This window comes from Candidatus Krumholzibacteriota bacterium, assembly GCA_016931295.1.
Classification (GTDB): domain Bacteria; phylum Krumholzibacteriota; class Krumholzibacteriia; order Krumholzibacteriales; family Krumholzibacteriaceae; genus JAFGEZ01.
The window spans coordinates 42,678-67,319 of the sequence record JAFGEZ010000046.1 but is presented as its reverse complement, the minus strand read 5'-3'; the positions used below and the strand labels follow the sequence as shown (position 1 = coordinate 67,319).

Below are 24,642 nucleotides of genomic sequence, written 5' to 3'. Positions count from 1 at the left end.
TCGTCGAGCAGCAGGTCGCCGTTGACGTAGATGTCGACGGCGGCCGCGCCGGGATCGGCCGCGTTGTGGATCACCTGCAGCCGGGCCGTGGTGGGCGCCGGCGGCTCCGGGAGCGTGCCGTAGAACCTTACGTTGCCGCGGATCTCTCCGGCGGCGTAGTCGCCGATACCGGTGTTGTCCTCGCCGACCCCGTCATTCGTATGCACGTTGATGTAGGCCTCACCGTTCGCGAGGGCGTCGATCAGCTCGGAAAGCGGCCGGCCGGCAAGCGGGCCGGTGAGGTCGGCGGCGGTGACGACGCCGCTCTTGGCGACGTACTTCTGCCAGCCGCCTCCGGGGGCCATCGGCCCGTACAGGGTCGCCACGACGGGACCGTTTTCGCCCGGCGCGCCCAGGTGGATGTGGGCGGCGACGAGGTTCTTGATCCAGTAGAGGTTCAACCGGTAGTCGAGCCCCTCGTACAGGTCGTCCACGCGCGCGAGGAAGATCCCCTTCGCGATCGTGTAATGGGAGGGCACCGCCTGGTTGCCGGTCAGGTAGGCGTAGAAGAGATGGAAGGGGGAATCGTCGGCGCCCAGCATCGCCCTGTCGCCGCCTGCGGCGGGGGCGAGCCCGTCGGCCGAGGGAACGGTCTCGAGCCGCTCGGCCCATTCCTGCTCGTACGCCATGATGTCGGTGTCGAAGTCCGGGGGAAGCAGGCGTTCCAGCTCGGCCCGGCTCGGCATCAGTTCATTTGTCTTTCCGTCCCGATCGAGTCCCGTCTGGGCGACGGCCGTCTGCAACGGCTGCATCGCCAGCACGAGGACAAGAGCGAGTAACACGATTGATCGTTTTCCCATGTCACCCTCCAGAGTGAATAAGGATTAAATAGTACCTGATTGCCTGAAATACTAGAACTCGCAATCGGTACGGCGGATTGACATTGTGAAACTAATTTATAACCGCTATCAATTAGTATTTATTATAGTATGGGGTGTATCCTCCATGCAAGGAGAAATTGCCGTGCGCCGATTCCATGTATTTAGTGAGCCGCGTATATTGTAAGTATATCGCGAATTCCCGGACGGGCCAGTGCCGATCCTTGATTCGTCGCCGGCAGGGTGGAAATCCCTGCCCGAATTGAAAAAAAGCGGGAGGGGAATCGCCGTCCCTCCCGCTTCGCACGTTCGTCTTCGCGCGTCGCCGCCTCTCACCCGGTTCGCTCGACGCGCTCCTCGTAGACGACGCCGCGCTCGGCGAGCCCCCTGAGCAGGTAATCCACGCACTGGTGGTCGCGCCCGACGTACTCGGGTGGCGAAACGCCCGCACGGTCCCAGAGGCCGTCGGCGATCATCCGCGCGGCGACGGTCGCCGTGTAGCCGGTCGTCCGGGCCATCGAGTGGACGCCGGTCGTCTCGTTCTTGCGGTCGAAGAGATCCCACGTGTAGCGGGTCCCGACCCCGTCCTTCAGCCCCTCCACGATGACGCGCATCACGGTGATGTCCGCCTCGTTCCCCTGCAGTTCCCACATGGGGAAGAGGAGGCGCGCCGTCAGGTCGATCGGCCGCACCGTCACGCCGCCCGCCTCGACGGGCTCCTCCGAGAAGAAGCCGCTCTCGCGCAGCACCCGCATCTTGTCGATGTGGCCGGGGTAGCGCAGGGTCTTCTCCTTGAGGTTGGGGGCGTTGATCGTCTCGGCGAGGGTGCGGAGGCCATCGGTGTTGAAGGCCTCGAGCGTGCCGACGACGGGAAAGTCGATCAGTTCGGGGTCGGAGAGGGCCGGGCGGGTGACGAGATGGCCGTTCTCCACGTAGCGGGCCGGGCGGGTATATTCCTCGATCACGTCGATGGGGGAGAAGACCGCCTTGTACCCCCACGGCCAGGTGCGCACCTCGGGGAGGCCGCCAACGTAGGTGAGGGCCGAGCGGGTCTCGTCGAGGAGGGAATCGGCGTAGCCGGTGAGCACGTTGCTCATTCCCGGGGCGACGCCGCAGTCGACGATCGCGACGACGCCGCGCCTGCGGGCCTGCTCCTCGAGCGAGAAGGGGCTCTCGGGAAAGAAGGCGATGTCGACGACGTTCCGTTCGGCGGCGATGATCGCCTCGAGGGTGCGGTAACCCATGAAGCCGGGGACGGCGTTGACGGCCATGTCGTAGCCGCGCACGAGGGCGGTGACCGCCTTCGGGTCGGAGAGGTCCTTCTCGATGCGCGCGATGCGCTGATCGCCGGCGAGGCGCTCGAGCGCCCCTGCGCTCGCATCCGCCGCCGTCACCTCGAACCGTTCGTCGTCGGCGAGATCGCGGGCCATCGGGCCGCCGACCAGCCCCGCCCCGAGTACGATGATCTTCATTCCGTTGCTCCTTTCGACCGTTGCTGGTATAGTATGGCCGCCTCGCCACAAGTCAAGAGAGAACGCCGGCGGCGCAGCGAAAGGAACGGCCATGGCACCGAGGGCGGATGCGCTCATCGAGCGCGGTATGATCGACCTGCCCGTCATCGGGTTCTACGACGCCCCCGACGCGGCGGCCTTCGCGCCGACCGTCACGCCCGGCACGAGGCGGCACGCCTGCCTCTTCGCCTTCTTCGACCATTGGAAACGGGGAGAGACGCTGCACCTCACCGCGGCGGACCACGGTTGCGGCGGATGCGGACGCGCCCTCTTCGGCGTGGAGGAGCGCTCGCGCGAGGAGCTCCTCTCCTTCCTCGTCGACACGGAGGGGCTCAAGGCCTCGCGCGCGCTGATGGAGCGCTGGCTCTCCTCCCATCGCGCCTGGGCGCCGGAGCACGGCAACGTCTTCATCGGACCGCTGCGCGACGACATGTACGACCGCCTCGTGACGGCGACCTTCCTCGTCGATCCCGACCGGTTGGCCCTTCTCGTCTACGCGGTCCACTACGAGAGCACGCCAGAGGAGAATCCCGTGATGACCGCGCCCTTCGGTTCGGGGTGCATGCAGTTCGTCGGTCTTTTCGAGGATCTCGATGCGCCGAAGGCGATGATCGGCGCCACGGACGTCGCGATGCGGCGGTTCCTGCCGCCGGAGATCCTCGCCGTCACCGTGACGAAACCGATGTACGAGCGGCTCTGCCGCATCGACGAGAAGAGTTTCCTCTACAAGCCCTTCTGGAAGAACCTCATGGCGGCGCGCGCCGGCGCGCCGGGAAAGTGAGTCGACGATGAAGATCATCCGTTTCGTTTTTCTCGCCCTGATTTTTCTCGCCCTCGCCGTTCCCGCGGACGCCGGGGACGCGGATTCGCTCGTCGCGAGGGCGACCGAGCTCTACCGCCAGAAAAACTACGCCGCGGCGGCCGCGACCATCGAGCGGGCGATCGCCGCCGGCGCCTCGCGGGCCGTCGATTTCTACAACGCCGGATGCTTCAGCGCCCTCGCCGGCGACGCCGACGCCGCCTTCGCCCACCTCGGGAAGGCGATCGCCGCCGGATTCCTCAACGACGACCAGATGTTCCACTGGGACACGGACCTCGAATCGCTCCGCGACGATCCGCGGTGGGAGGAATTGCAATCGACGATGGCCGCGAAGATCGAGGAGGCCAACGCGGCGCTGCCCGTGACGCACGTATTTCTCGAGGAGATCGTCCTGCCTGCGCCGCGCCACGAAGGGCCGATGAGCCTCGAGGAGACCCTGCTCAAGCGGCGCTCGCGCCGCGCGTTCGACGAGCGGCCGCTCACCCTCGCCGACGTATCGCAGCTCCTCTGGGCGACCTACGGGGTCACCTTCCACCGCGAGGGGATGCCGGCCTTCCTGCGCGGCGGGCTCAAGACGGCCCCGTCGGCCGGCGCGCGCTACCCCCTCGAGATCTACCTCGTCGCGGGGAACGTCACTGGCCTCATGCCCGGCGTCTATCTCTACCTGCCCGAGGGGCACCGCATCGCGCGGCTCGCCGACGGGGACGTCCGCGAGGCCCTCACCGCGGCCTCGTGGGACCAGCGCTTCGTCGCCCAGGCGGCCGTCTCGATCGTGATGAGCGCCGTCTACGAACGCACCACCGCGCGGTACGGCCAGCGGGGGCGCGACCGCTACGTCTGCATGGATCTCGGGCACGCCGGGCAGAACGTCTACCTGCAGGCGGAGGCGATGGGGATGGGGACCTGCGCGATCGGCGCGTTCACCGATCTGGACATCAAACGGGTCGTGGGGATGACGCGCGAGGAGGAGCCCCTCTACGTCATGCCGGTCGGCTACCCCGCCGAGTAGCGGCGTCAGGAAGCTTCTTCGCCGGGAAACCGGGAGCGGGTCGCCGCGGAAGCATCATCAGCAGCCGCCGACCGCAAGGCCAGCGCGGGGAGGACCATGAACAGCGGGATCGCACTGCTCGCGGCGACCGCCGCATCGGTCGGCGTCATCCACACCATCCTCGGGCCCGATCACTACCTTCCATTCGTCATGATGGCGAAGGCGCGCCGGTGGCCGCTCGCGAGGACGCTCGCCGTGACGGCACTCTGCGGCGTCGGTCACGTCGCCTCGTCGATCCTGATCGGCGGCGCCGGGATCGCCCTCGGACTCTCGCTCGCCCGCATCGAGGCCCTCGAGAGCTTCCGCGGCGATCTCGCCGCGTGGGCGCTCGTCGCCTTCGGCCTCGTCTACACGGTCTGGGGGATCAGGCGCGCCGTGAGGAACCGGCCGCACACACACCTCCACCTGCACGCCGACGGCGCGCCGCACGTCCACGAGCACCGGCACGTCGGCGGGCACGCGCACCCGCACGAGGCGGCGGGCGGGAGTTTGACGCCGTGGGCCCTCTTCGTCGTCTTCGTCCTCGGGCCCTGCGAGCCGCTGATCCCGATCCTCATGTACCCGGCGGCCCGGGAGAGCCGCGCGGGGCTCGTCATCGTGAGCGCCGTCTTCGCAGCGGCGACGATCCTCACGATGACGGCGATCGTCGCCGTGGCGGCGACGGGCGTCCGGTTCGTGCCGCTCGGGCGCCTCGAACGCTTTTCGCACGCGATGGCGGGGGGAATCATCCTGCTGAGCGGACTGGGGATCCGGTTCCTCGGCCTGTGACGCCGCGGCGGCGGGGGAGTGAGCGCATGCCGACGAGACGAAGGTTCCTGCGCACGCTTCTCGCCGCGGCCGTCGCGGCCGCCGCCGGAGAGAAGAACGCCATCGGCTCGCTCGCGGAAGAGAGCGGCATCCGCGTGGGCGGCGGCGCCGCCGGGGGAGAGGATGCCGTGGACGACGCGTCCGACACGACCGACTTCGAGCCCGCCTACCTCGCCCTCCACCGGTCGGGAGAGCTCCGCCACCGCGGCGAACGGCTTTACGCCTCGCTGTCCTCGTGCGAGCTCTGTCCCCGCCGCTGCCGCGTCGACCGCCTCGCCGGCGAGCGGGGTTTCTGCGGCGCGACGGCCGATCTCGTCGTCTTCTCGGCGCATCCGCACTTCGGCGAGGAGACGCCACTCGTCGGGACGGGCGGCTCCGGGACGGTCTTCTTCTCCTACTGCGGCCTGCGCTGCGTCTTCTGCTTCAACCACGAGATCTCCTGGGAAGGGGAGGGGACGACGCGTCGGATCGAGGATCTCGCGTCGATGATGCTCGGCCTCGAGGGCCGGGGCTGCCACAACATCAACACCGTCACTCCCACGCACTACCTGCCGCACATCCTCCTCGCCCTCGATCTCGCCGCGGGAAAGGGGCTGCGCCTGCCCGTCGTCTACAACACATGCGGCTGGGAACGGATGGAGATCCTCGCGGAACTCGACGGCGTCGTCGACGTCTACCTCCCCGACTACAAGTACGCCGACGCGTCGGCGGCAGAGCGCTTCTCATCGGGCGCGCGGTCGTACCCGGCGGTCACGCAGCGGGCGCTCGTCGAGATGGACCGACAGGTCGGCGTGGCCCGGCCGGACACCGACGGGCTGATCCGCCGCGGCCTCATGATCCGGCACCTCGTCATGCCGAACGACGCCGCCGCCACGGAGCGGGCGATCAAATGGATCGCGGCGAACCTGCCGGGAAACACGCGGCTCAATCTCATGTCGCAGTACCGACCCGCGCACCGCGCGAACGAGTACCCGGAGATCGACCGGCCGCTCACCCGCGCCGAGTACGCGCGCGCCGTGCGGGCGGCTCGGGATGCGGGACTCGCGAACGTGGATATACAGGGTTATTGACGCCCGCCGCGGCGCGGGATCGTTCAGGATGCGGGGGGGTGTGTGGCCGGCCCCGGCCCCGGCGCACGGCGGATCTCGCTCAATTGCGAGAGGACGATCCCGGCGAGCATCGCCGCGCAGCCGACGAGTCCGCGCGGCGGGATCGATTCGCCGAGTAGGAGCCAGCCGCCGAATGCGGCGAAGACCGCCTCCATCCCGAGGATGATAGCCGCATGCGCGGGGCGGGCCCGTCGCTGCGCGACGACCTGGAGCGTGTAGGCGACGCCCACGGACAGCGCGCCCCCGTAGAGGATCGCCGGGGCGGCGGCGAGGAGGCCGCCGGCGTCGACCGGCTCGCGGGCGAGCGCCACGGCGAGGCTCGCCAGGCCGACGAAGGCGAACTGGGTCATCGCCAGCTCGATCGGCCGGCTCCGCGGCGAGGCCCAGCCGATGACGAGGACGTGGAAGGCGAAGCAGAGGGCGCTGGCGAAAACGAGCGCGTCGCCTGGAGACATCCGCAGTCCGCCGCGCACGCTGAGCAGGTACATCCCCGCCGCGGCGAGGAGCGCGCCCGCCCATGTTCCCCCTCCGGGGCGGTGGCCGGCGAAGAGCCCGAGCAGGGGGACGAACACGACGTAGAGCCCCGTGATGAATCCGGCGTTCCCCGCCGTCGTCGAGACGATGCCGACCTGCTGGAGCGAGGCGCCGCAGAAGAGTATCGCGCCGGCGAGGATGCCGGCAGGCGCGGCGCGGGCCGCGGTCCACCTCGCGCGCCGCGGGCCGCCCGCCGCGGGCGCGGCGGTGCCGCCGTGGTAGGCGGGCATCGCGCGGTCGGCGGGGACGACCGCCGTCTCCGCTCCGGCGCCGCGGATCGCCGCCTCGCGGCGGCGGATGACGACGGCGATCGGCAAGAGGACGAGCGCGCCGAGCAGGAACCGGATCCCGTTGAAGAGAAAGGGACCCGTGTAACGCATCCCCACGCGCTGCGCGACGAAGGCGAAGCCCCAGATCGCGGCGGCGAGGAGGAGGAGCGATTCGGATTCGAAACGTCTGCGTTCCATCGTGACGCCGAGGATAAACCCCGGCCTGGCCGGCGGTCAACGCATCATGACGGACGCCCTCCCGCGCGGGATGAGGGGCATGTGTTTTCACTTGACGCCCCGTCGCCGCCCGCCTATTATATAGATGATCGATATATAGAATACAGATATATCGTATTCAGATACATGAAAGGCCCCGATGGCAGACGATTTCGAGATACAGCACCTGCCGAAACTGTGCAACGAGGCCCTCATCCTCGCCGTCCTCGCGGGGGGAGCGCGGCACGGCTACCAGCTCGCCCTCGAGATCGAGGAGCGGAGCGGCGGTTTCTTCCGCTTCAATCACGGCACCCTCTACCCGATCCTCCACAAGCTCGAGAAGGAGGGGCTGATCAGGGGCCGTTGGCTGGGCGACGGCGGCACGCGCAAGCGCCGGCAGTACGAACTGACGAGCAAGGGTCGGCGCCGCGCCGCGGAGCTGATGCGGTCGTGGCGCGAGTTCCATTCACGGTTCTTCGACATCACGGAGGCGAGCGAGACATGAATCCGTTCACCGGGCATCTCCGGTCCGTCTACGAACGGCTCGATCTGCCGCCCGAAGCCAGGGCGCGCATCATTCTCGAGATCTCGGCAGACATGGAGGATTTTTTCCGGGCCTGCATCGAGCGGGGAATGGATACCGCCGAGGCGAAGCGCCGCACCCTCGAGATCTTCGATCTTTCCGACGAGAGCCTCGCCGAGCTCGTCGACATCCACCGCTCCTTTCTGCAGCGCATCGTCGAGCGCCTCTCACCGGCGGTCCTCGGGCGCTGGGAGAAGACGGTGCTGGCGCTCGTCGTCGTGTTCATCGCACTGTTCGCGGGGCGGGCCGCCCTGACTGAAGGTTTCCTCCGCGAGGCCAACCGGTTCGTCCGGCCGGTCCTCGCCGCCGACGCGGCGGCCGCGGTCGCCGCGCTTTTCGCGGCCTGGCGCCTCTTCGCGCGGCCGGGAGGCGATCTCCGGCGCCTGCGGCGCGGACTCGCCGCGGTGCCCGTTCTCGGGGGAGTCGCCCTCGCCGCTTCGATCTACGGCACGGCCTGGGAACTGTGCCTCGCCCTCGACCGCTCGACGGCCGAGACGGGCAAGAGCCTCCTCTTCCTCGTCGAGTGGCTGCTCGGCGGATCGGCGACCTTGATCGCCGGGCACCTATCGGCCGTTCTCGCGGCCATCGCGTGGTTCGCCCTCGAGAGCCGCGCGAGGCGGATCGAACGGGCCGAGGCCGACGCGCTCGTCGGCGCGGCCCATGGAAACGAACCGACACGGTAAACGACACGCGAAAGGATGGAGATGCCTCTCTTTTTCAGACAGATGGGACCCTTCGGATACCTGATGATCGTCATCACGATCGCCAACATCGTTCTCGTCCTGCGCAAGGCCGTCCTGATCGCCGGCGGCACGCGTGACCGCGCGCGCCTCGAATCGGGGCTCGACGCGATCCTCTTCTGGGGGATCATCGCACAGGTGCTCGGCGTTCTCGGGCAGCTCACAGGCGTCTACAACGCGTTGCACGCCATCATCAGGGCGACGGAGATCTCGCCGGACGTGGTCATGACGGGATTCAGGGAATCCTTCACGACGACCCTCTACGGATTGTGGGTATGCGTTCTCTCGGCGGTCGCCTGGTTCGTTCTGCGTTCGATCGTCAGGCGGCGTCTCGCCTCCGGCGAGTAGCCGCGCGCACGCGCTGCGCCGCCCTATTGCACCTCCGGGCCCCGGCCATGCTGCCGGGGCCCGGATAATCATTCCCGATTGACATCTTCCCCCGATTCGGCGATAGAATCGTTCCCGATCGCATCGATCGATGCGTTCGCTGCACATTCCATCGTCGGGAGGATGCGATGTCCATGGAACAGATAACCGAGCAACTCGTTCCCTTCGTCACGACGTACGGGCTGAAGATCATCGGCGCGATCCTGATACTGATCGTCGGACGGATCGCCGCCGGACTCCTGCGGGGCGGCATCAGGAAGCTGCTCGTCAAGGCGAAAACCGACCCGGCGATCGTCGGTTTCGTCGGCACGCTCGTCTACTTGCTCGTGATCGCTTTCACCATCATCGCCGCGCTCTCCAAGTTCGGCGTGGAGACGGCCTCCTTCGTGGCGATCCTCGGCGCCGCGGGCTTCGCCGTCGGTTTCGCCCTGCAGGGCTCGCTGGCCAATTTCGCCGCCGGCGTCCTCATCCTCGTCTTCCGGCCCTACCGGGTCGGCGACTACATCGAGGCGGGAGGGGTCGCAGGGACGGTCAAAGATGTCCGGCTCTTCAACACCGTGCTCGCAACGCCGGACAACGTGAAGATCCTCGTGCCGAACGGCAAGATCAACGGCGACATCATCAAGAACTACACCGCGTTCGACACGCGCCGCGTCGATTTCGTTTTCGGGATCGCCTACGGCGCGTCGATCCAGGCGGCGACGGATACGATCCTCTCGGTGATGAAGGGGGACGGGCGCGTTCTCGGCGATCCGGTGCCGATGGTCGCCGTCACCGAGCTGGCCGATTCGAGCGTCAACCTCGTGTCCCGCTGCTGGGCGAAGAAGGAGGACTACTGGGACGTCAGGTTCGACGTGATGCGGAAGGTCAAGGAGGAACTCGACCTCGCCGGGATCGAGATCCCCTTCCCGCAGACCGTCGTGCACATGGCGAAGGAGGCGGGCGTCTCCTAGAAACGGGCGAATCCACGCGAAACGGCGCCGCCGCGAAGCCGTCGGAACGGACTCGCGGCGGCGTTTTCGTTTCGGATCAGACAGAAAGGGGGGCGTCGGCGGGCGGATTGACGACCGCATGGGGGATGCGATCCGGCTGCCGGTGCCCGCACGGGACGCCCCCTCCGGCCTGGACCATGGAATGGCGGGACCGCTGTACCGGTCTCTCGTCCGGACCGGGATTCCACATCCCTAGTATATCCCGTTCGCGGAGATCCGCCAGAGGGGTATCGCGCCGACGCCGCGTCGCCGGGGCCGGAAGACCCTCGCGGAACAATCGAAGATATGGTACAGTCGATCCATGGACGAACGCGAGATCAGGAACGAGGTGGCCGCATTCATGCGGCGGCTCTACGACCGCGGGCTCACCACCTGTTCAGGGGGGAACGTGAGCGCCCGTCTCGGCGATCGCGTCTTCGTGACCCCCTCCGGCCTCGACAAGGGGCGTCTCTCCGGGGACGAGGTGGCCGCGGTCGGTCCGGACGGACGGTTGATTGCCGGCGGACCCGCGCCGAGCATGGAGACGGGGCTGCACCTCGCCGTCTACCGCTCGCGGCCGGACGCGTCGGCGATCGTCCATGCCCACCCGCCCGTCGCCACCAGCTTCACCGCCTCGAGACGGCGGATCGACTGTTGCCTCGTCGGCGAGACCCGGGCGATCGTCGGCGAGCCCGTCACGGCGCCCTACGCCCTCATGGGGAGCGAGGAACTCGCCGAGGCGGTCGCCGAGGCCGCCGTCCGAGGCGACGTCGTCCTCATGGCGAACCACGGCGTCCTCGCCGTCGGACAAACGCTGCTCGAGGCCTTCGACCGTGTCGAGGTGCTCGAGGTGGCGGCCCGGATGACGGTGATCGCCGGGTTGATCGGCGATTCGCGGCCCCTCGGCGATCGGGAGGTCGCCGGAATCGACGCGCTCTTCGGAAGAGCAACCCCCGACGAAAGGACGAACCGATGAAACGGACGATCGTGATCCTCGCCGCCGTGATTCTCGTCCTGGCGGCCGCCTGTCCCGCCGGGGCGGAGACGGGATTCTTCCTGCGGGCCTCGTACGGCGCCGGGCACCCCACGCTCGGCGAGTGGAAGGATTTCTGGGATGATGTCGACGACGACGGCTTCTACGAGCAGCCGACCTTCGGCCAGTATCTCGGGATGGAATTCGGCTGGTCTTTCAGCGACCACCACGCCGTCGTCTTGTCCGTGGAGCACATCGGCGTCGAGCCGGTCTTCTTCTCGTCTCTCGTTCTCTACGACCTCTCCGACATCATCGGCGAGGCATCGTGGGCCATCTCCTGGGACATCTCGACGATACCGATCGGGCTCTCGTACGAGTTCCGCCCGGCCGTCGATCTCTCCTGCGTGCGTCCCTTCCTCGGCGTCGGGGGCGCGCTCTACCTGAGCGAGGTAGCCGTCGAGGTGCACGAGGTCACGAACACGGGCGACTGGCCGATTCCCTCGGGCAAAAACACCCGCGACGGCACCGGCTGGGGGCTGCACGCATGGATCGGCGCCGAGGCCGACCTCTCGGATGCGGTTTTCCTGCACACGCGCGTGCGGGGGCGCTACGCCGACGGGCTCGCCTTCGACGACGAAGACGGCGATATCAAGGTTGAGTTCACCGGCGTCGATTTCAATCTCGGCATCGGGGTGCGGTTCTAGGAATGACTGACGGACGACGCTTCCGCCGCGGCAGCGCCGCGTGAGGGGCGCACCGTCCGCGACGGGGGCGCCGGATGACGGCTATCGAGAGGGCGACACTGATAGACGGTCCGGTGGGGCGGACGCTCGCGCGTCTCACCGGGCCGATGATCCTCGGCATCGTGGCGATGATCGCCTTCAATCTCACGGACACCTTCTTCGTCAGCCGGCTCGGCACGCTTCCGCTCGCGGCGCTCTCCTTCACCATGCCCGTCGTGTACGCGATCAACCACATCATCATGGGCATCGGGATCGGGGCCTCTGCGGCCGTCTCGCGCGCCGTGGGAAGCGGCGACATCGAGGAGGCGCGGCGGCTGACGATGGCGAGCCTCTCGCTGGCCCTCGTCTTCACCGCCGTCTTCGTCGTCACCGGCTTCCTCTTTTCCGGTTCCCTCTTCCAACTGCTCGGCGCCGACGCGGTCACGATGCCGCTGATCGACCGGTACATGCGCATCTGGTTCGCCGGCGTCCTCTTCCTCGTCTTCCCGATGGTGGGAAACAACATCATCCGCGCGCTCGGCGACACGAAGATACCCGCGGCGATCATGGTGATCGCGGTCGTGCTCAACATCATCCTCGATCCGCTCCTTATCTTCGGTATCGGGCCCTTTCCACGGATGGAACTGGCCGGGGCGGCGCTCACCACCGTCCTCTCCCGGTCGGTGACGATGGCGGTGGCGATCCTCGTTTTGTGGCGCCGCTACCGGATGATCACCTTCCGCGGACTCGATCCCGGGCGACTTCTCTGCTGCTGGAGATCGATCCTCTTCGTCGGCCTCCCCGCGGCGGCCACCAAGGCGATCATCCCCGCCGCGCTCGGCGTGATCACCCGCGTGATCGCCCGGTTCGGGCCGGCGGCCGTCGCCGGGTACGGCGTGGCGATGCGCGTCGAATTCTTCGCGCTCGCCGTCGTCATGGCCCTCTCCTCGGTCATCGGCCCCTTCGTCGGGCAGAACTGGGGCGCGGGGCGGCGCGACCGCGCGGAACGGAGCATCTTTCTCTCGACGCGGTTCGCCCTGGCGTGGGGGCTCGGCATGCTCGCGCTCCTCGCCTTGCCGGCGCGGTGGATCGCCGGTATCTTCTCGGACAACCCCGCCGTCGTGGACACGATCGTCCTCTATCTCAGGATCGTGCCGCTCTGCTACGGGCTCGAGGGAGTCTTCGTGATCGCCGGCGCCGCGCTGAACGTCATCCGGCGCCCGATACACGCGGCGGCGCTCGCTTTGGTGCAGATGTTCGCCCTCGCCGTGCCCCTCGCGCTGCTCGGGCGCCGTCTTCTCGGCGTCGGCGGGATATTCGGCGGGATCACGGCGGCCTATCTCCTCGCCGGGCTCGTCGCCTGGCTCGTTCTGCGGCGGTCGCTCGACCAGGTGTCGTGGGACCGGCCGCCGCGCGGGCAGATGGAAATCGCCGACATGGAGGCACCATGAGACGACACGAACAGGAGATCGCGGATCACGACGCCCTCGAGGCGGTCATCGCCGCGGCGCAGGTCTGCCGGCTCGCCGTCGCCGATGGCGAGACGCCGTGCATCGTCCCGCTCTGCTTCGGGTACGAGGCGGAACGGCTCTACTTCCACTCGGCGCCCGCGGGGCGCAAGATCGATCTGCTCAAAAGCGCCGGCCGGGCCGCCTTCGAGGTGGAGACCGACGTCAAGTTCACCGGGGAGGGGGCGGCCTGCAACCGCACGATGCGCTACCGGAGCGTGATCGGCGCGGGCGCCGTCGTCTTCGTCGAGGACGAAGCGGAGAAACAGCTGGCACTCACCCTGATCTCGCGGCAGTATGGCTGCGCGGACGAGACCTTTCCGCCGGGCGTCGTCGAAAAGACGACGGTCTTCCGCCTCGACGTCGAGGAGATGACGGGGAAGAGATCGGGATGAACGTCGCGGGCATCGAGAGGATGTACGAGGGCATCGCGCCCGCCTACGAGCGGGCCAACCGACTCTTCACGCTGGGTCTCGACAAACGGTGGCGGCGGGTTGCCGCGGACACCGCCGCGGACGGCGGGGGAGAGCGGTGGGTGGATCTCTGCTGCGGCACCGGCGACCTCGCGCGCGCGCTCATCGCGGCGGCCGGGCGGAGGCGGGGAGGCGCTCCCGCTTTTCTCGCCGGGATCGATCTCTCGCGGCCGATGATCGACGAGGCGCGGCGGCGGGCGGGGACGGAACGGGCGGCGTGGATGATCGCCGAGGCCGGCGCACTTCCCCTCGCCGCGGGTTCGGTCGATCTCGTGACGATCGGATTCGCCCTGCGCAACCTCTGCACCGCCTACGGCTCGCTTTGTCCCGTCTTTGCCGAGGTGCGCCGGGTCCTCGCCCCCGGCGGGCGGCTCGTGACGGTCGAGACGAGCCGGCCGGCGTCGCGGGTCGTCGACGGGGCGATGCAACTCTACGCGCGCACCGCAGCAGCGGCCGCCGGGCGCCTCGTCAGCGGCGAGGCGGGGCCCTATCGCTACCTCGCCCGGTCGGTGGCCGACTTCCACGGTCCGGCCGCCGTCGAAGGGATGCTATTCGAGGCCGGATTCGAGACGGTGGCGTGGCGGACGCTCACGCTCGGCGTTGTCGCCGTCCACGTGGCGACGGTCGCCGGCGCCGTCCACGGAGGGGAGACGGCATGAAGCTCGGCAGGGAACTCGGACTGCTCCACGTCTTCTGCGTGGCGAGCGGCGCGATGATCTCGTCGGGACTCTTCATTCTGCCGGGGATCGCGCACGCGAAGGCCGGCCCGGCCGTCGTCATCTCCTACCTCATCGCCGGATTCCTCGCGATGACGGGGATGCTGAGCCAGGCGGAGCTCGTCTCGGCGATGCCGAAGGCGGGCGGAACCTACTTCTACGTGAAGCGCTCGATGGGCCCGGCCGTCGGCACGGTCGACGGGCTCATCACCTGGTTCTCCCTTTCGCTGAAGAGCGCCTTCGCGCTCGTCGGCATGGCCGCCTTCCTCGCGGTCGTCGCGCCCGTCGATGCGCGTCTCGCGGCGATCCTGCTCTGCGTGCTCTTCACTGCGATCAACATCGCGGGGGTCCGCGAGGCGGGGCGCGTGCAGGTGGCGCTGGTGACCGGGCTCATCGCCGTTCTCGTCTTCTACGTCGTCCGGGGCCTGCCCGCGGTCACACTCCGCAACCTCGAGCCCTTCGCGCCCCACGGCTACGCGCCGGTCGTCGCGACCGCCGGCTTCGTCTTCATCTCCTTCGGCGGCCTGCTCAAGGTGGCGAGCGTCGCCGAGGAGGTGCGCGACCCGGGCAGGACGGTGCCGTTGGCGATGTTCCTCTCGCTTCTCGTGGTGACGGCGCTCTACCTGCTCGTCGTCTTCGTGACGACCGGCGTCCTCGACGGGCGTCTGCTCGACGGCTCCCTCACGCCGATCACCGACGGCGCGCGGGCGATCATGGGGCGGGGCGGGGCGATCCTGCTGAGCATCGCGGCGATCCTCGCCTTCGTCTCCACGGCGAACGCGGGGATCCTCTCGGCGTCGCGCTACCCGCTCGCCCTCAGCCGCGACGGGCTCCTTCCCGCCGGACTCGGCCGGGTGAACGCGCGGTGGCGCACGCCGCACGTTTCGATACTGATCACCGGACTCTTCATGGCCGCCAGCCTGCTCCTCAGGCTCGACGCCCTCGTCAAGGCCGCATCGACCGTTCTCATCCTCACCTACCTCTTCTCCTGCCTCTCGATCGTCATCCTGCGCGAGAGCCGGCTGCAGAACTACCGCCCGACCTTCCGGGCCCCGCTCTACCCGTGGGTGCAGATCGTCGGGATCGCCGGATTCCTCTGGCTGCTCGCCGGGCTCGGACGGCCGGCGCTCGTCACCGCCGGCGCCGCCCTCGTGAGCGGCCTCTTCGTCTACTGGTTCTACGGGCGGATCAGGGCGGAGCGCGAATTCGCGCTCCTGCATCTCGTCGAACGGATCACGGCGAAGGAGCTGACCGCCGGCCGCGGCCTGGAAAGCGAACTCAGGGAGATCATCAGGGAACGCGACGAGATCGTGGCCGACCGTTTCGACCGCACGATCGAGGAGAGCGCCGTCCTCGATCTCGACGAGCGCCTGTCCGTGGGAGCCTTGTTCAACATCGTGGCGGAAACGATGGCCGCCCGCCTCGATCTCCCGCCCGGGGACGTTCTCGACGCCCTGCGACGCCGCGAGGAGGACAGCAGCACCGTTCTCACACCCGATCTCGCGATTCCGCACGTCGTCGTCGAGGGGGAGGGGCGGTTCGACATCATGCTCGTCCGTGCGCGCGAGGGAGTCGAGTTCTCGCCCGAGGCTCCCGCCGTCAAGGCGGTGTTCGTCCTCGCCGGGACGCGGGACGAGCGGAACTTCCACCTCCGCGCCCTCTCGGCGATCGCGCAGATCGTCCGCGATCCGCATTTCGAGGAGCGCTGGGCGGCGGCGAGGGGCGTGGAGGGGCTCCGGGACGTGATCCTTCTCGGCACGCGCAGGCGGTGAGGCGATCCCGGTTGACAGTACGAGAGGCCCGGTGGGGCCGTTCTCCGCCGGCGGCGCGGAGAACGGCCCTCCGAAGGGGTGCGCGTCAGGCGCCCGCGGGAAGATCCGAGGTGCAGAAGGGGCAGCGCGACGCCTTGATCGGCACGGTCGAGAAGCAGCGCGGGCATTCCTTCGTCGTCGGCTCCGCCGGCTGCGCTTCCTCGGTGCGCTTCAGCCTGTTGAGATTCCTGATGACGAGGAAGACGGCGAACGCGACGATCAGGAACGAGATGATCGTGTTGATGAAGACGCCGTAGTTGATCGTCACGGCCCCGGCCGTTTGGGCATCGGCGAGCGAGGCGTAGGGGCCGGCCGTCGCTCCGGCGCGGAGAACGAGGAAGAGATTCGCGAAGTCGACGTTGCCGAGCAGCAAACCGATCGGCGGCATGATGACGTCGGCGACGAGGGACTTCACGATCGTCCCGAAGGCCGCGCCGATGATGATTCCCACCGCCATGTCGACGACGTTGCCGCGCATGGCGAATTCCTTGAACTCCTTGAACATCGATTGCCTCCCCGTGCGAGTGACGATTCCGGCTAGCGTCGAAGTCCGCGGGCTGGATAGCCGTCCGGCGGCGAGCGCGTCACCGCCGTTCCGCGCGTAGCCGGACGGATCGTTCGAATGGATCTGGATACACCGCTCCGGGGAGTGTAACGGGCGAAACGATGTTTCTCAAGAACTATTCCGGAGGCACCGGGAGCCGGGAGACGGATGCGGATACGAAACCGCCAGTTGCCGAACGCGGGGGATGCCGCAATCGGGGACGCGCTCTATCCGAAGAACTCGGCGTGTATGGCGCGCACGGCCGCCGTGCGGTCCCTGCGCCGGACGAGGAAGTAGCCGGCCACCCGCGACGAGCCGGCCGAGATCATCTGGATGTTGATGCGGCGGCGTGCGACGGCGCCGAGGACGCGCGCGGCGATCCCCGGCCGCTCGAGGAGCCCCTCGCCGACGATCGCCACGAGGGCGACGTCGTCGTGCGTCTCGATCTCGTCGATGACGGCGAGACGCAGGTTGCGCACGATTCGGGCGCTTCTGGCGAGGTCCCGCCGGGAGAGGATGAAGTTGATCGACGTCTGCGACGAGACGATCGCCCGCACCGTCACCCTCGCCTCGCTCATCGCGCCGGTGACGCTGGGGAGGACCTCCCGCTTGATCCCGATCCCCGGACCGAAAAGCTTCAGTACCGCCGCGTCCTCGGTGCAGGTGACGCTCTTGATGACGTCCGTGCGGACGACGCCACGCTCGCCGATCACCGTTCGCGGCCGGCGGCTCGACGGCTCGCCGATGTCGAGGATCCGGATCGGTATCCCCTTCGCCTCGAGGGGCTCGAAGGTGAGGGGATGGAAGATCCGCGCGCCGAAATAGGAGAGCTCGGCCGCCTCGCGGTAGGAGAGCCTCGGGAGGGGGACCGCGCTCCGGACAACCCGCGGGTCGGCGCTCATGAACCCCGCCACGTCCTTCCAGAGATCGACGCTCGACGCGCCGATGCAGTGGGCGATCGCCGCCGCCGAGTAGTCGCTCCCGCCGCGGCCGAGTGTGGTGATCCGGTACTCGCGAGATATGCCGTAGAAGCCGGGCACCACGTAGCGTTCGTTGCCGCCGAGGGCGCGCCGCAGGTTCTTCGCGGAGACGCCGAGGTCGATCGTCGCGTTGCCGTACTCGCCGTCGGTGACGAGCCCGATGTCCTCGGGAAGCATCTCGCGGCACGGAATGCCGTGGTGGTTGAGGATAGAGACGACAAGCAGCGAGGAGAGCCGCTCGCCGTAGGAAAGGAGCATGTCGTCGGCGCAGTTGGGGATGTCCTCGAGGCAATGGACGCCGAGCAGGTACTTGCCGAGCTTGCGCACGCGTTCGTCCATCGCGGCGAGAACGCGTTTCCGTTCGTCGGCGTCCTCGATGTAGCCGTCGACGATCCGCTCGTGCGCGCGGTAGAGGGCGCCGAGCACCCGCTCGATCGCCGCCTCGTCCCGTTTGACCTTCTCGACTGCCTGAACGAGCTTGTCGGTCACTCCGTAGAGGGCCGAGACGACGAAGACGACGGGGGGCTCGTACCGGCGCACCGCCTTGATCACCCGCGCGATGTCCTCCGGAGTGCGGAGGTTCGATCCGCCGAACTTGACGACGCGTCGTTCCATCATATCTCCCCGTAGCAGCGCATGAACGCTTCGGCGTTCGAGACCGAGCCGCCCGCGGCTCCCTTGACGAGATTGTTCGAGAGCAGCACGAAGTGGGCGCGTTCGCCCTCGGCGTGCAGGCGTCCGGTGTAGACGGTCATGCCGGGCGGCTCGCCACAGAAGCTCATGCTCGGCCGGGGGAGATCCTCGCGATCGCACCACTCGATTGCGCGGGCCGGCATCGTCGGCAGGTCGGTCCCCGCAACGCCGGCGCCCGCCCACGCGTCGAGGATTTCCCAGCGCCGGACGGGACGGTCGAAACGCACCCAGACGGTCTCGAGGTGGCCGAACCGGACGGGAACGCGCACGCAGACGGGGCGGATCGGCGCGTCGATGCCGAGGATGAGACGCGTCTCGCGGGCGATCTTTTCCTCTTCCCCCGGGATGAAGGGGACGAGGTCGCCGGCGATGTCCATCGCCGACAGCCCCGGATAGCCCGCGCCGGAGATCGACTGGCAGGTCGCCACGTTCACCTCGGCGATCCCGAAGGGCCTGAGCGGCGCGAGGGCCGACACGAGACCGGCCGCCGCGCAGTTCGGGTTGGCCACGATGAATCCGCCGCCGGGATAGCCCTGCCGCTCGATCGAGGCGATGTCGCCGAGATTGACGTCGGGGACGATCACGGGCACGTCGGGCGCGGATCGCATCGCCGCGGCATTGGTGAAGACGCGCATCCCCCGGTCGCGGAGTGCCGGCTCGACCGTCGCGGCGATGTCGGCGGGAAGCGCGCTGAAGACGTATTCCACGCCCGCCTCCGCGAGAAGATCCGGATCGGCCCCTGCGATGGGCAGGCCGGCCGCCTCCGGCGGGAGGGGGAGGGGCAGCATCCACCGCACCTCGTCGCCGTACCGCGACCCCGTCCGCCGCCCGGATGCGGCGAGGATCGCCGTCTCGAACCAGGGATGCCCGGCGAGCAGCCGCACGAACGCCTGCCCCACGAGCCCGGTCGCGCCGAGCACCGCCGCTTTCTTCCTCTCCATGGATCCGTTCCTTTCGCGGGCGCCGGGGGAGCCCGCCCGAAGCCCCTTTTCCATACCACCGCGGCCCGCGGGCTGTCAATCGTTCTTCCCCGGGCCGTCTTCTCTGCTATACTGGAACCGTTCAGGCGACCGCGCCGCCGGAAGCGGCCCGACATCCCCGGTTCCCGCCGGGGACCCGAAGCAGGGGGGGATCGGTCATGAACCAGTACACGCATGCATGGCTTGCGTTCCGCGCGGTGCAGCGTCTCGACGAGGTAAAGCACTCGCGGACGAGCGAGGCGCATGCGCGGAGTCTCGTCTCCTGGTTCCACGGGCATCGCGACGACGTGATCCAGGGGGCCTGGTATCCCGACGAGGTGATCCACGACAACGGCACGAGCCACATCCTCAAGATCACCCCGGCCGGGGAAGCCACGAACCGGTTCAAGAGGATCCCGACGACCTGCCTCTCGTGGCGGCTCGTCAAAGACTCCCCGCGTGTGGCTGCGGACATGGCGGCGGTACCGGCGCTGGCTGGATTGAGCGTCGTTGCGCAGGGCGCGGCGACCGATCGCAGCGGCGATCGTCAGCGGACGAGGACGAGGCGGCCGGTGGCCTCGTAGACGCCGGCGCGCAGGCGGCAGAAATACACCCCGGAGGCGACCGGCCGGCCATGGTCGTCGAGGCCGTCCCACGAGACGCGGTGCCGCCCGGCGTCGCGGATCTCCGAGAAGAGCGAGCGTATCTTCCGGCCGGCGACGTCGTAGAGATCGAGCGTCACGCGCGTTCTCCCGGCGAGCTCGAAGGAGATCGCCGTCGCCGGGTTGAAGGGATTGGGGAAGGCGGGAAGCAGGTTCGTCGTCCATGTGGCGGCGGGAACGTCGTCGGCGCCGGTCGCCTGCTCTGTCGTTACCCTGATGTCGTCGACGTACCATCCCTCGAAACCGTACTGCTCGTTGGAGGCGAAGCGGAGCCGCAGTTGCACGGGACCGTGCCAGGCGGACAGGTCGAAGAAAGCCTCGATCCAGTCGAACGATCCCGACCAGCACCGCTGGTAGGGTTCGAGAAAGATCGTGTTGGCCGCGCTCGCCCGCGCGTTGTAGTTGCCGACGGGCGAAATGATGGTCCATGTCCGGCCGTCGTCGTCCGAGATCTCGACCACGCCGGCGTCCTCCGCCCAGTAGGGGTACATCGCTCCCGCCTCGGCCTCGATCCGGTGGTGGAAGGCGAGAACCGAGTTCTCGTGCAGGCAGAGGGGGGGCGAGACGAGGACGGCGTCCATCATGTTCGCGTAGGGCGCCGCCTCGGGGCCGCATTTCCAGCTCGATCCGCCGCTCCAGGAGCGCTCCGACGTGAGACGCCAGCCGTCCGTGCCGATCAGCGCCCTGTGCGTCCAGAGCGACTCGTCGTCGTTCGCATCGAGAGCGTCGCCGCAGAGCTGCACGGAGAGGGTCTCGACCCGCGCGGTGATGTTGAGGCCGGAGAGGGAGAGATAGGCGGTCACCTCGGCGAAGGGCGGCGCGTACTCGCGGACGAAGAGCTCGATCTCGCCGTCGATCACGATCGCGCCTTTCGCGGGCAGGAGGGGCGCGGTGATGGTGTTTTTGACCGCCCGCATCCACGAGTCCGGGGGAAAAGAGATCGAGATGACCGGCGAGACAACATCGTCGCTTCCGTTGTTGCGCCACAGTCCGTGCAGGCAGAGGTGTTCCCACGGTTCGATGCAGCCGTCGCCGTCGCCGTGCAGCGTGTCGCTCAGGGCCCAGTATTCGAGGAAGAGATCGGGGGCCTCGACGACGAGCGAGTACCCGCTGTCCCAGCGGCGCTCGTCCTCGCGGACGCTGATCACGAAATCGAGGCTCTGCCCGTCGTCGACGGGGCTGTTGACCGTCACGACGAATGCATCGTCGCCGATGATCGACGTCCGCGGCGGCAACTCGCCTATCGAGAAGTTACCCCGCAGAATGTCGACCTGCGGATGCGAGCAGGTGAGGATCGCCTCGGCGCCGATGAGCGATCCGGAGCCCGCGTTTTCGATGACGATGTCGAACGCGACCGTCTCGCCGTTCTCGATGATCCCGTCCCCGTCTCCGTTGCTCGCTCCCGTCGTGTCGTCGTCCACGGCGAGCCACACCACGCGCGGCAGGGGGAGGTCGCCGTTCACGATCTCCACCGTGTCGATGGCCGAATAGCAGTTCGGCGCGGTGACCGAGAGGATGGCCGTGGCCGTTGCCGCCGCCGATGGCTCGAGGAGGACGTATCCGGATGCATCGGTGAAGTTCGAGCAGCAGATCGACGGCTCCTCGCACCAGAGGGATACCCGGGCCCCCTCGACGGGGATGCCCCCCGAATGAACCTCGACGGCGAGGCCCGGCTGGTCGATGTCTATCGTCTCCATGCAGGTCACCTCGAGCGTCGCCGGCTGGTCGGTCCAGATGCGCATCGCCGGGTCGCCGAGCAAAACGAGACCGTAGAGGACGTACCGGACAGCCGCGTAGGAGATCCACGGCAGGTTGTCGAGGCGCGAGTCCTCGAGGGCGGCGCCGATCCCGACGATCCCCTCGCCGAAGACGGCGTCGAAGAACTGCCGGTCGAAGAACTGCGATACGCCGCAGGTCGTGCCGGGGGAGTCCCAGCCGAGGCGGGTGTTGCCGACGAAGGCCACCGCCCCGCCGGGAGCCGTGAGGAAGGCTTCGGCGATGCAATCCTCCGCGAGTATCGTTCCCGCCGCGTCGCGGTTGTCGAAGGCCGCCGCGTAGCACCCCTGCGAGTAGCAGACGAACGGCATCGCGGGCGGGGTGTTTCCGAGGGCCGACACGTCCGCCGAGCGCAGCTGCATCACCTCGAGGGTATTGGAGTGGCCCACGTGGTTGACGACGTTGACGCCGCTCTCGAGGAGGGGCACGACGTGGAATGCGTTCCACGGGAAGCCGAGATCGCGTTCGTAGAGCGTCCCGCATTCGAACCGGGCGGGGAGCCCCGCGTTCGTCGATCCCCATGCGTCGGAACCGTCGCGGATCTCGTCCTTGTAGTCACCGCCCCAGGTGTCGACGCCGTCGATCGACCAGAGGAGCTCGCCGAGCATGAAGGCCCGCGTGCAGGCGCCGGGATCGGGATAGTCGCTGTAGACGACGAGCTTGGCGAGCGCGTTCGAGACCTCGATCGGCGAATCGACGGGGAGCCGTCCGAGCAGGACCTCGGGAAGGAAGTCCTCCTCTCCCGGTTCGCCCCAGTACGCGTCGCCGTCGGCGTTCCAGTCGCCGTCGAGCCCCGCGTAGTAGAGGTCGCAGGGGAGGTCCGTCTCGACGTCCATGCCGACCTTCACGTACATCCCGCGGTGCGGGATGATCTCGTCGTCGCCGCCGAGGAGGACGTACTCGGTTTCCCACGACGACCACGCGTCCGCGATGAACGCGCGAATCCGCTCCTGGATGTCGCTGCCGGCGTACGTCGAGTCGATGTGCTCGACGGTGACGACGCGGGCGGGGAGCCCTCCCTTCGTGCGGAGCCAGACGAGCGGGGCGAAGGAGCCGGCGAGCGCCTCGCTCGTGACGATCACGTAGGGCACGCGGGTCTCGCCCGCGCCGAGGGCGCCGGGGAGGGCCTCGGCGATCGTCGGCAGCGCCTCGGGGTTGTCGATCGCGGGGGCCAGGCGCCGCAGGGCGGAGAGCCGGGCGCCCGGGGCGGGCGCGGGGCCGGCGGCAGCGGCCGGCTCCGTCTCCACCGTGACGGTGACGGCGCCCGCGGAGGACAGGGCGCCCGTGGCCTGATCGTACGCGCAGGGGAAGATCTCGATGAAGGCCACCCGCAACCCCGCGAGCGACTGCACCGAGGCGAGTCGCCCCCATGCGGGAAGCGGATGCGCCGCGGTTTCGATCTCCGCGGCGACCGAACGGCCCGGGGGAACCTGCGCGGGGGCGTGGAGGATGCCGGGAACGACGCCGAACGGGCGAACGTCCGCGGCGGAGAAGGAGAGCCGGGAGACCGTCTCGCCCTCCGGCAGGAGCAGGCGGACGGCGCGCGACGGCAGGGCCTCCCGACCCGGCTCGCCGATGGTCCGGCAGCCGGCGATCGTGACGAGCACACCTCCGGCGACCCGCTCGGTCCGCGGTTCGTCGAAGCGGCAGGTCCTCGTTATGGTGCCCGACCTTGCGTGCCCGGCGAGAAGACTGCAGACAAGGAGAGCCCACGCGATGCGTTTCGTCATCTCGATGTGGTTGTCGCACCTTTCCCAGAGAACTCCAAGCCGCGATTATACCATAGATAACGGGGCCTCGACACTCTTTTTGCTGGCCCCGGCGCGGCGCCGCCGGTACACTGTCGCCGCCGGCCGGACAGCGCTCGCGGCCGGCGATCGCGGGGAGACCGGCCGGGGATGGAACGGATCCGCATACGGGTGACCGGAATCGTCCAGGGAGTGGGGTACCGCTGGTTCGTCCGGCGCGTCGCGACGGATCTCGGACTCGCCGGGTGGGTGAGGAACCTTCACGACGGCTCGGTCGAGGCGGAGGCGCAGGGCGGTGAGGGCCCGGTGAGGGCCTTCGTCGCGGAACTGCGTGTCGGGCCGCCCGCGGCGGATGTCAGGGGGATCGACGTCGAGCGGATCCCTCCCGTCGGCATGGAAAACGGATTCCGCGTGCGGTTCTGACGGATTCGCCGCGGAAAGCGAACGGAGGGGATGATGCGGCTGCATCTCATCGACGTGACCGGCTTCGCCCTTCCCGACGGATCGACGAGCGTCCACTGGTTCCGAGACGCCTTCGCGGCGCTCGGTCTCGAGGACTCCTTCGATCTCGTCGTGCACGACGGCATCGCCGGTGCGCTGCCGGATCCCGGCGAGGCGGCCCGTCCCGGCGCCGGCGTGATCGTCTCGGGGAGCCGCGGCCCGGTCGACCCCGAGAAGCCGTGGGTGCCGCCGCTCCTCGAACTGATCGCCGATCTCCACGAACGCGGCGCCGATCTCCTCGGAATCTGCTTCGGCTGCCAGGCCCTCGCGATCGTTCTCGGCGGCGCCGTCGGCGAGAATCCGCGCGGCCGCGAGATGGGGACCGAACTCGTCACGCTGACTCCCGAGGGCGAGCGCGACCCGATCTTCGAGAACCTGCCGACGCAGATGAAGGCCAACCTCGTCCACAGGATGCACGTCACCGCGCTGCCGCCCGGCGCGACGCGGCTCGCCTTCAACCAGATGACGCCGGTGCAGGCCTTCCGCCTCGGCCGCAGCGTGGGCCTCCAGCCTCACCCCGACATGACACCGCGCCAGCTGAACGGGCTCGTCGATCTCTACGGCAGGATCCTCGTGCGCAACGAGGGGTTCCTCGACGACAACGAGCACCTTGCGCTCTTCAGGCGAAGCTTCCGGGAGACGCCGGAATTCCGGCGCACACTCCTCAATTTCGCGGGATCGATCAGGCAGTGACGGCCTCGCGCGTGTCGTTCTCCTCGTCGAT

The 24,642-nt window shown here is 68.5% G+C and carries 24 protein-coding genes; 17 read left to right on the top strand and 7 right to left on the bottom strand.

Features of this window, described 5'->3' with window-relative positions:
• The coding region (locus JW876_11545) for a CHRD domain-containing protein (GenBank protein MBN1886139.1) at positions 1–839 on the bottom strand (839 nt) is incomplete at its 3' end.
• A 350-nt stretch (positions 840–1,189) separates the two neighbouring features.
• Positions 1,190–2,329, bottom strand: coding sequence for a saccharopine dehydrogenase NADP-binding domain-containing protein (locus JW876_11540; GenBank protein MBN1886138.1), 1,140 nt, complete (start codon positions 2,327–2,329; stop codon positions 1,190–1,192).
• 91 nt (positions 2,330–2,420) lie between these two features.
• Here JW876_11540 and JW876_11535 point away from each other — a divergent pair, with 91 nt between their 5' ends.
• From JW876_11535 to JW876_11520, 4 genes are all read left to right on the top strand, one after another.
• Positions 2,421–3,149, top strand: coding sequence for a DUF169 domain-containing protein (locus tag JW876_11535; GenBank protein MBN1886137.1), 729 nt, complete (start codon positions 2,421–2,423; stop codon positions 3,147–3,149).
• Positions 3,150–3,510: 361 nt separating this feature from the next.
• Positions 3,511–4,197 (top strand): SagB/ThcOx family dehydrogenase, encoded by a 687-nt coding sequence (locus tag JW876_11530; protein ID MBN1886136.1) that lies wholly within the window; start codon positions 3,511–3,513, stop codon positions 4,195–4,197.
• Positions 4,198–4,293: 96 nt separating this feature from the next.
• Complete coding sequence (locus JW876_11525; GenBank protein MBN1886135.1) at positions 4,294–5,004, top strand: sulfite exporter TauE/SafE family protein; 711 nt, start codon at positions 4,294–4,296, stop codon at positions 5,002–5,004.
• Positions 5,005–5,171: 167 nt separating this feature from the next.
• A complete protein-coding gene (locus tag JW876_11520; GenBank protein MBN1886134.1) occupies positions 5,172–6,113 on the top strand; it encodes a radical SAM protein in 942 nt (313 codons plus the stop codon).
• 23 nt (positions 6,114–6,136) lie between these two features.
• Here the strand turns inward: JW876_11520 and JW876_11515 are convergent, their stop codons facing one another.
• On the bottom strand, positions 6,137–7,153 hold the full coding sequence (locus JW876_11515) for a DMT family transporter (protein ID MBN1886133.1): 1,017 nt from the start codon (positions 7,151–7,153) through the stop codon (positions 6,137–6,139).
• Positions 7,154–7,331: 178 nt separating this feature from the next.
• On the opposite strand from JW876_11515, the gene JW876_11510 reads away from it, so the two are divergent.
• The 10 genes from JW876_11510 to JW876_11465 all read left to right on the top strand — a co-directional run bounded on the left by JW876_11510 (position 7,332) and on the right by JW876_11465 (position 16,016).
• Positions 7,332–7,676: a helix-turn-helix transcriptional regulator gene (locus JW876_11510; GenBank protein ID MBN1886132.1), complete on the top strand. Its 345-nt coding sequence runs from the start codon at positions 7,332–7,334 to the stop codon at positions 7,674–7,676.
• Positions 7,673–8,437: a hypothetical protein gene (locus tag JW876_11505; protein MBN1886131.1), complete on the top strand. Its 765-nt coding sequence runs from the start codon at positions 7,673–7,675 to the stop codon at positions 8,435–8,437. Before JW876_11510 ends, JW876_11505 begins: the two co-directional genes overlap by 4 nt.
• A gap of 21 nt (positions 8,438–8,458) precedes the next feature.
• A complete protein-coding gene (locus JW876_11500; GenBank protein MBN1886130.1) occupies positions 8,459–8,842 on the top strand; it encodes a MotA/TolQ/ExbB proton channel family protein in 384 nt (127 codons plus the stop codon).
• Between the two features lie 173 nt (positions 8,843–9,015).
• Entirely contained in the window at positions 9,016–9,834 is an 819-nt protein-coding gene (locus tag JW876_11495; GenBank protein ID MBN1886129.1) for a mechanosensitive ion channel, read from the top strand.
• A gap of 340 nt (positions 9,835–10,174) precedes the next feature.
• On the top strand, positions 10,175–10,828 hold the full coding sequence (locus JW876_11490; GenBank protein MBN1886128.1) for a class II aldolase/adducin family protein: 654 nt from the start codon (positions 10,175–10,177) through the stop codon (positions 10,826–10,828).
• Complete coding sequence (locus tag JW876_11485; GenBank protein MBN1886127.1) at positions 10,825–11,529, top strand: outer membrane beta-barrel protein; 705 nt, start codon at positions 10,825–10,827, stop codon at positions 11,527–11,529. Before JW876_11490 ends, JW876_11485 begins: the two co-directional genes overlap by 4 nt.
• A gap of 74 nt (positions 11,530–11,603) precedes the next feature.
• Positions 11,604–12,998 carry an MATE family efflux transporter gene (locus tag JW876_11480; protein ID MBN1886126.1) on the top strand — a complete coding sequence of 465 codons (1,395 nt, stop codon included), beginning with the start codon at positions 11,604–11,606 and terminating at the stop codon, positions 12,996–12,998.
• Complete coding sequence (locus JW876_11475) at positions 12,995–13,450, top strand: pyridoxamine 5'-phosphate oxidase family protein (protein ID MBN1886125.1); 456 nt, start codon at positions 12,995–12,997, stop codon at positions 13,448–13,450. The genes JW876_11480 and JW876_11475 overlap by 4 nt, the downstream gene beginning before the upstream one ends.
• Positions 13,447–14,187, top strand: coding sequence for a ubiquinone/menaquinone biosynthesis methyltransferase (locus JW876_11470; protein ID MBN1886124.1), 741 nt, complete (start codon positions 13,447–13,449; stop codon positions 14,185–14,187). The genes JW876_11475 and JW876_11470 overlap by 4 nt, the downstream gene beginning before the upstream one ends.
• Positions 14,184–16,016 carry an amino acid permease gene (locus tag JW876_11465; GenBank protein ID MBN1886123.1) on the top strand — a complete coding sequence of 611 codons (1,833 nt, stop codon included), beginning with the start codon at positions 14,184–14,186 and terminating at the stop codon, positions 16,014–16,016. Before JW876_11470 ends, JW876_11465 begins: the two co-directional genes overlap by 4 nt.
• Positions 16,017–16,101: 85 nt before the next feature.
• On the opposite strand, the gene mscL is transcribed toward JW876_11465, so the two are convergent.
• The 3 genes from mscL to asd form a co-directional block, all read right to left on the bottom strand.
• A complete protein-coding gene (gene mscL / locus JW876_11460; protein ID MBN1886122.1) occupies positions 16,102–16,560 on the bottom strand; it encodes a large conductance mechanosensitive channel protein MscL in 459 nt (152 codons plus the stop codon).
• A gap of 266 nt (positions 16,561–16,826) precedes the next feature.
• Positions 16,827–18,194: an aspartate kinase gene (locus JW876_11455; protein MBN1886121.1), complete on the bottom strand. Its 1,368-nt coding sequence runs from the start codon at positions 18,192–18,194 to the stop codon at positions 16,827–16,829.
• Positions 18,194–19,267: an aspartate-semialdehyde dehydrogenase gene (asd, locus tag JW876_11450; GenBank protein MBN1886120.1), complete on the bottom strand. Its 1,074-nt coding sequence runs from the start codon at positions 19,265–19,267 to the stop codon at positions 18,194–18,196. The genes JW876_11455 and asd overlap by 1 nt, the downstream gene beginning before the upstream one ends.
• A gap of 143 nt (positions 19,268–19,410) precedes the next feature.
• Between asd and JW876_11445 the strand changes: the two genes are divergently transcribed.
• A complete protein-coding gene (locus JW876_11445) occupies positions 19,411–19,815 on the top strand; it encodes a hypothetical protein (GenBank protein ID MBN1886119.1) in 405 nt (134 codons plus the stop codon).
• On the opposite strand, the gene JW876_11440 is transcribed toward JW876_11445, so the two are convergent.
• On the bottom strand, positions 19,779–23,399 hold the full coding sequence (locus JW876_11440) for a hypothetical protein (GenBank protein ID MBN1886118.1): 3,621 nt from the start codon (positions 23,397–23,399) through the stop codon (positions 19,779–19,781). The genes JW876_11445 and JW876_11440 overlap by 37 nt on opposite strands.
• A 168-nt stretch (positions 23,400–23,567) precedes the next feature.
• On the opposite strand from JW876_11440, the gene JW876_11435 reads away from it, so the two are divergent.
• Both JW876_11435 and JW876_11430 read left to right on the top strand, forming a co-directional pair.
• On the top strand, positions 23,568–23,840 hold the full coding sequence (locus tag JW876_11435; protein ID MBN1886117.1) for an acylphosphatase: 273 nt from the start codon (positions 23,568–23,570) through the stop codon (positions 23,838–23,840).
• A gap of 30 nt (positions 23,841–23,870) precedes the next feature.
• Positions 23,871–24,611, top strand: coding sequence for a hypothetical protein (locus JW876_11430; protein ID MBN1886116.1), 741 nt, complete (start codon positions 23,871–23,873; stop codon positions 24,609–24,611).
• The last annotated feature ends 31 nt before the right edge of the window (positions 24,612–24,642 follow it).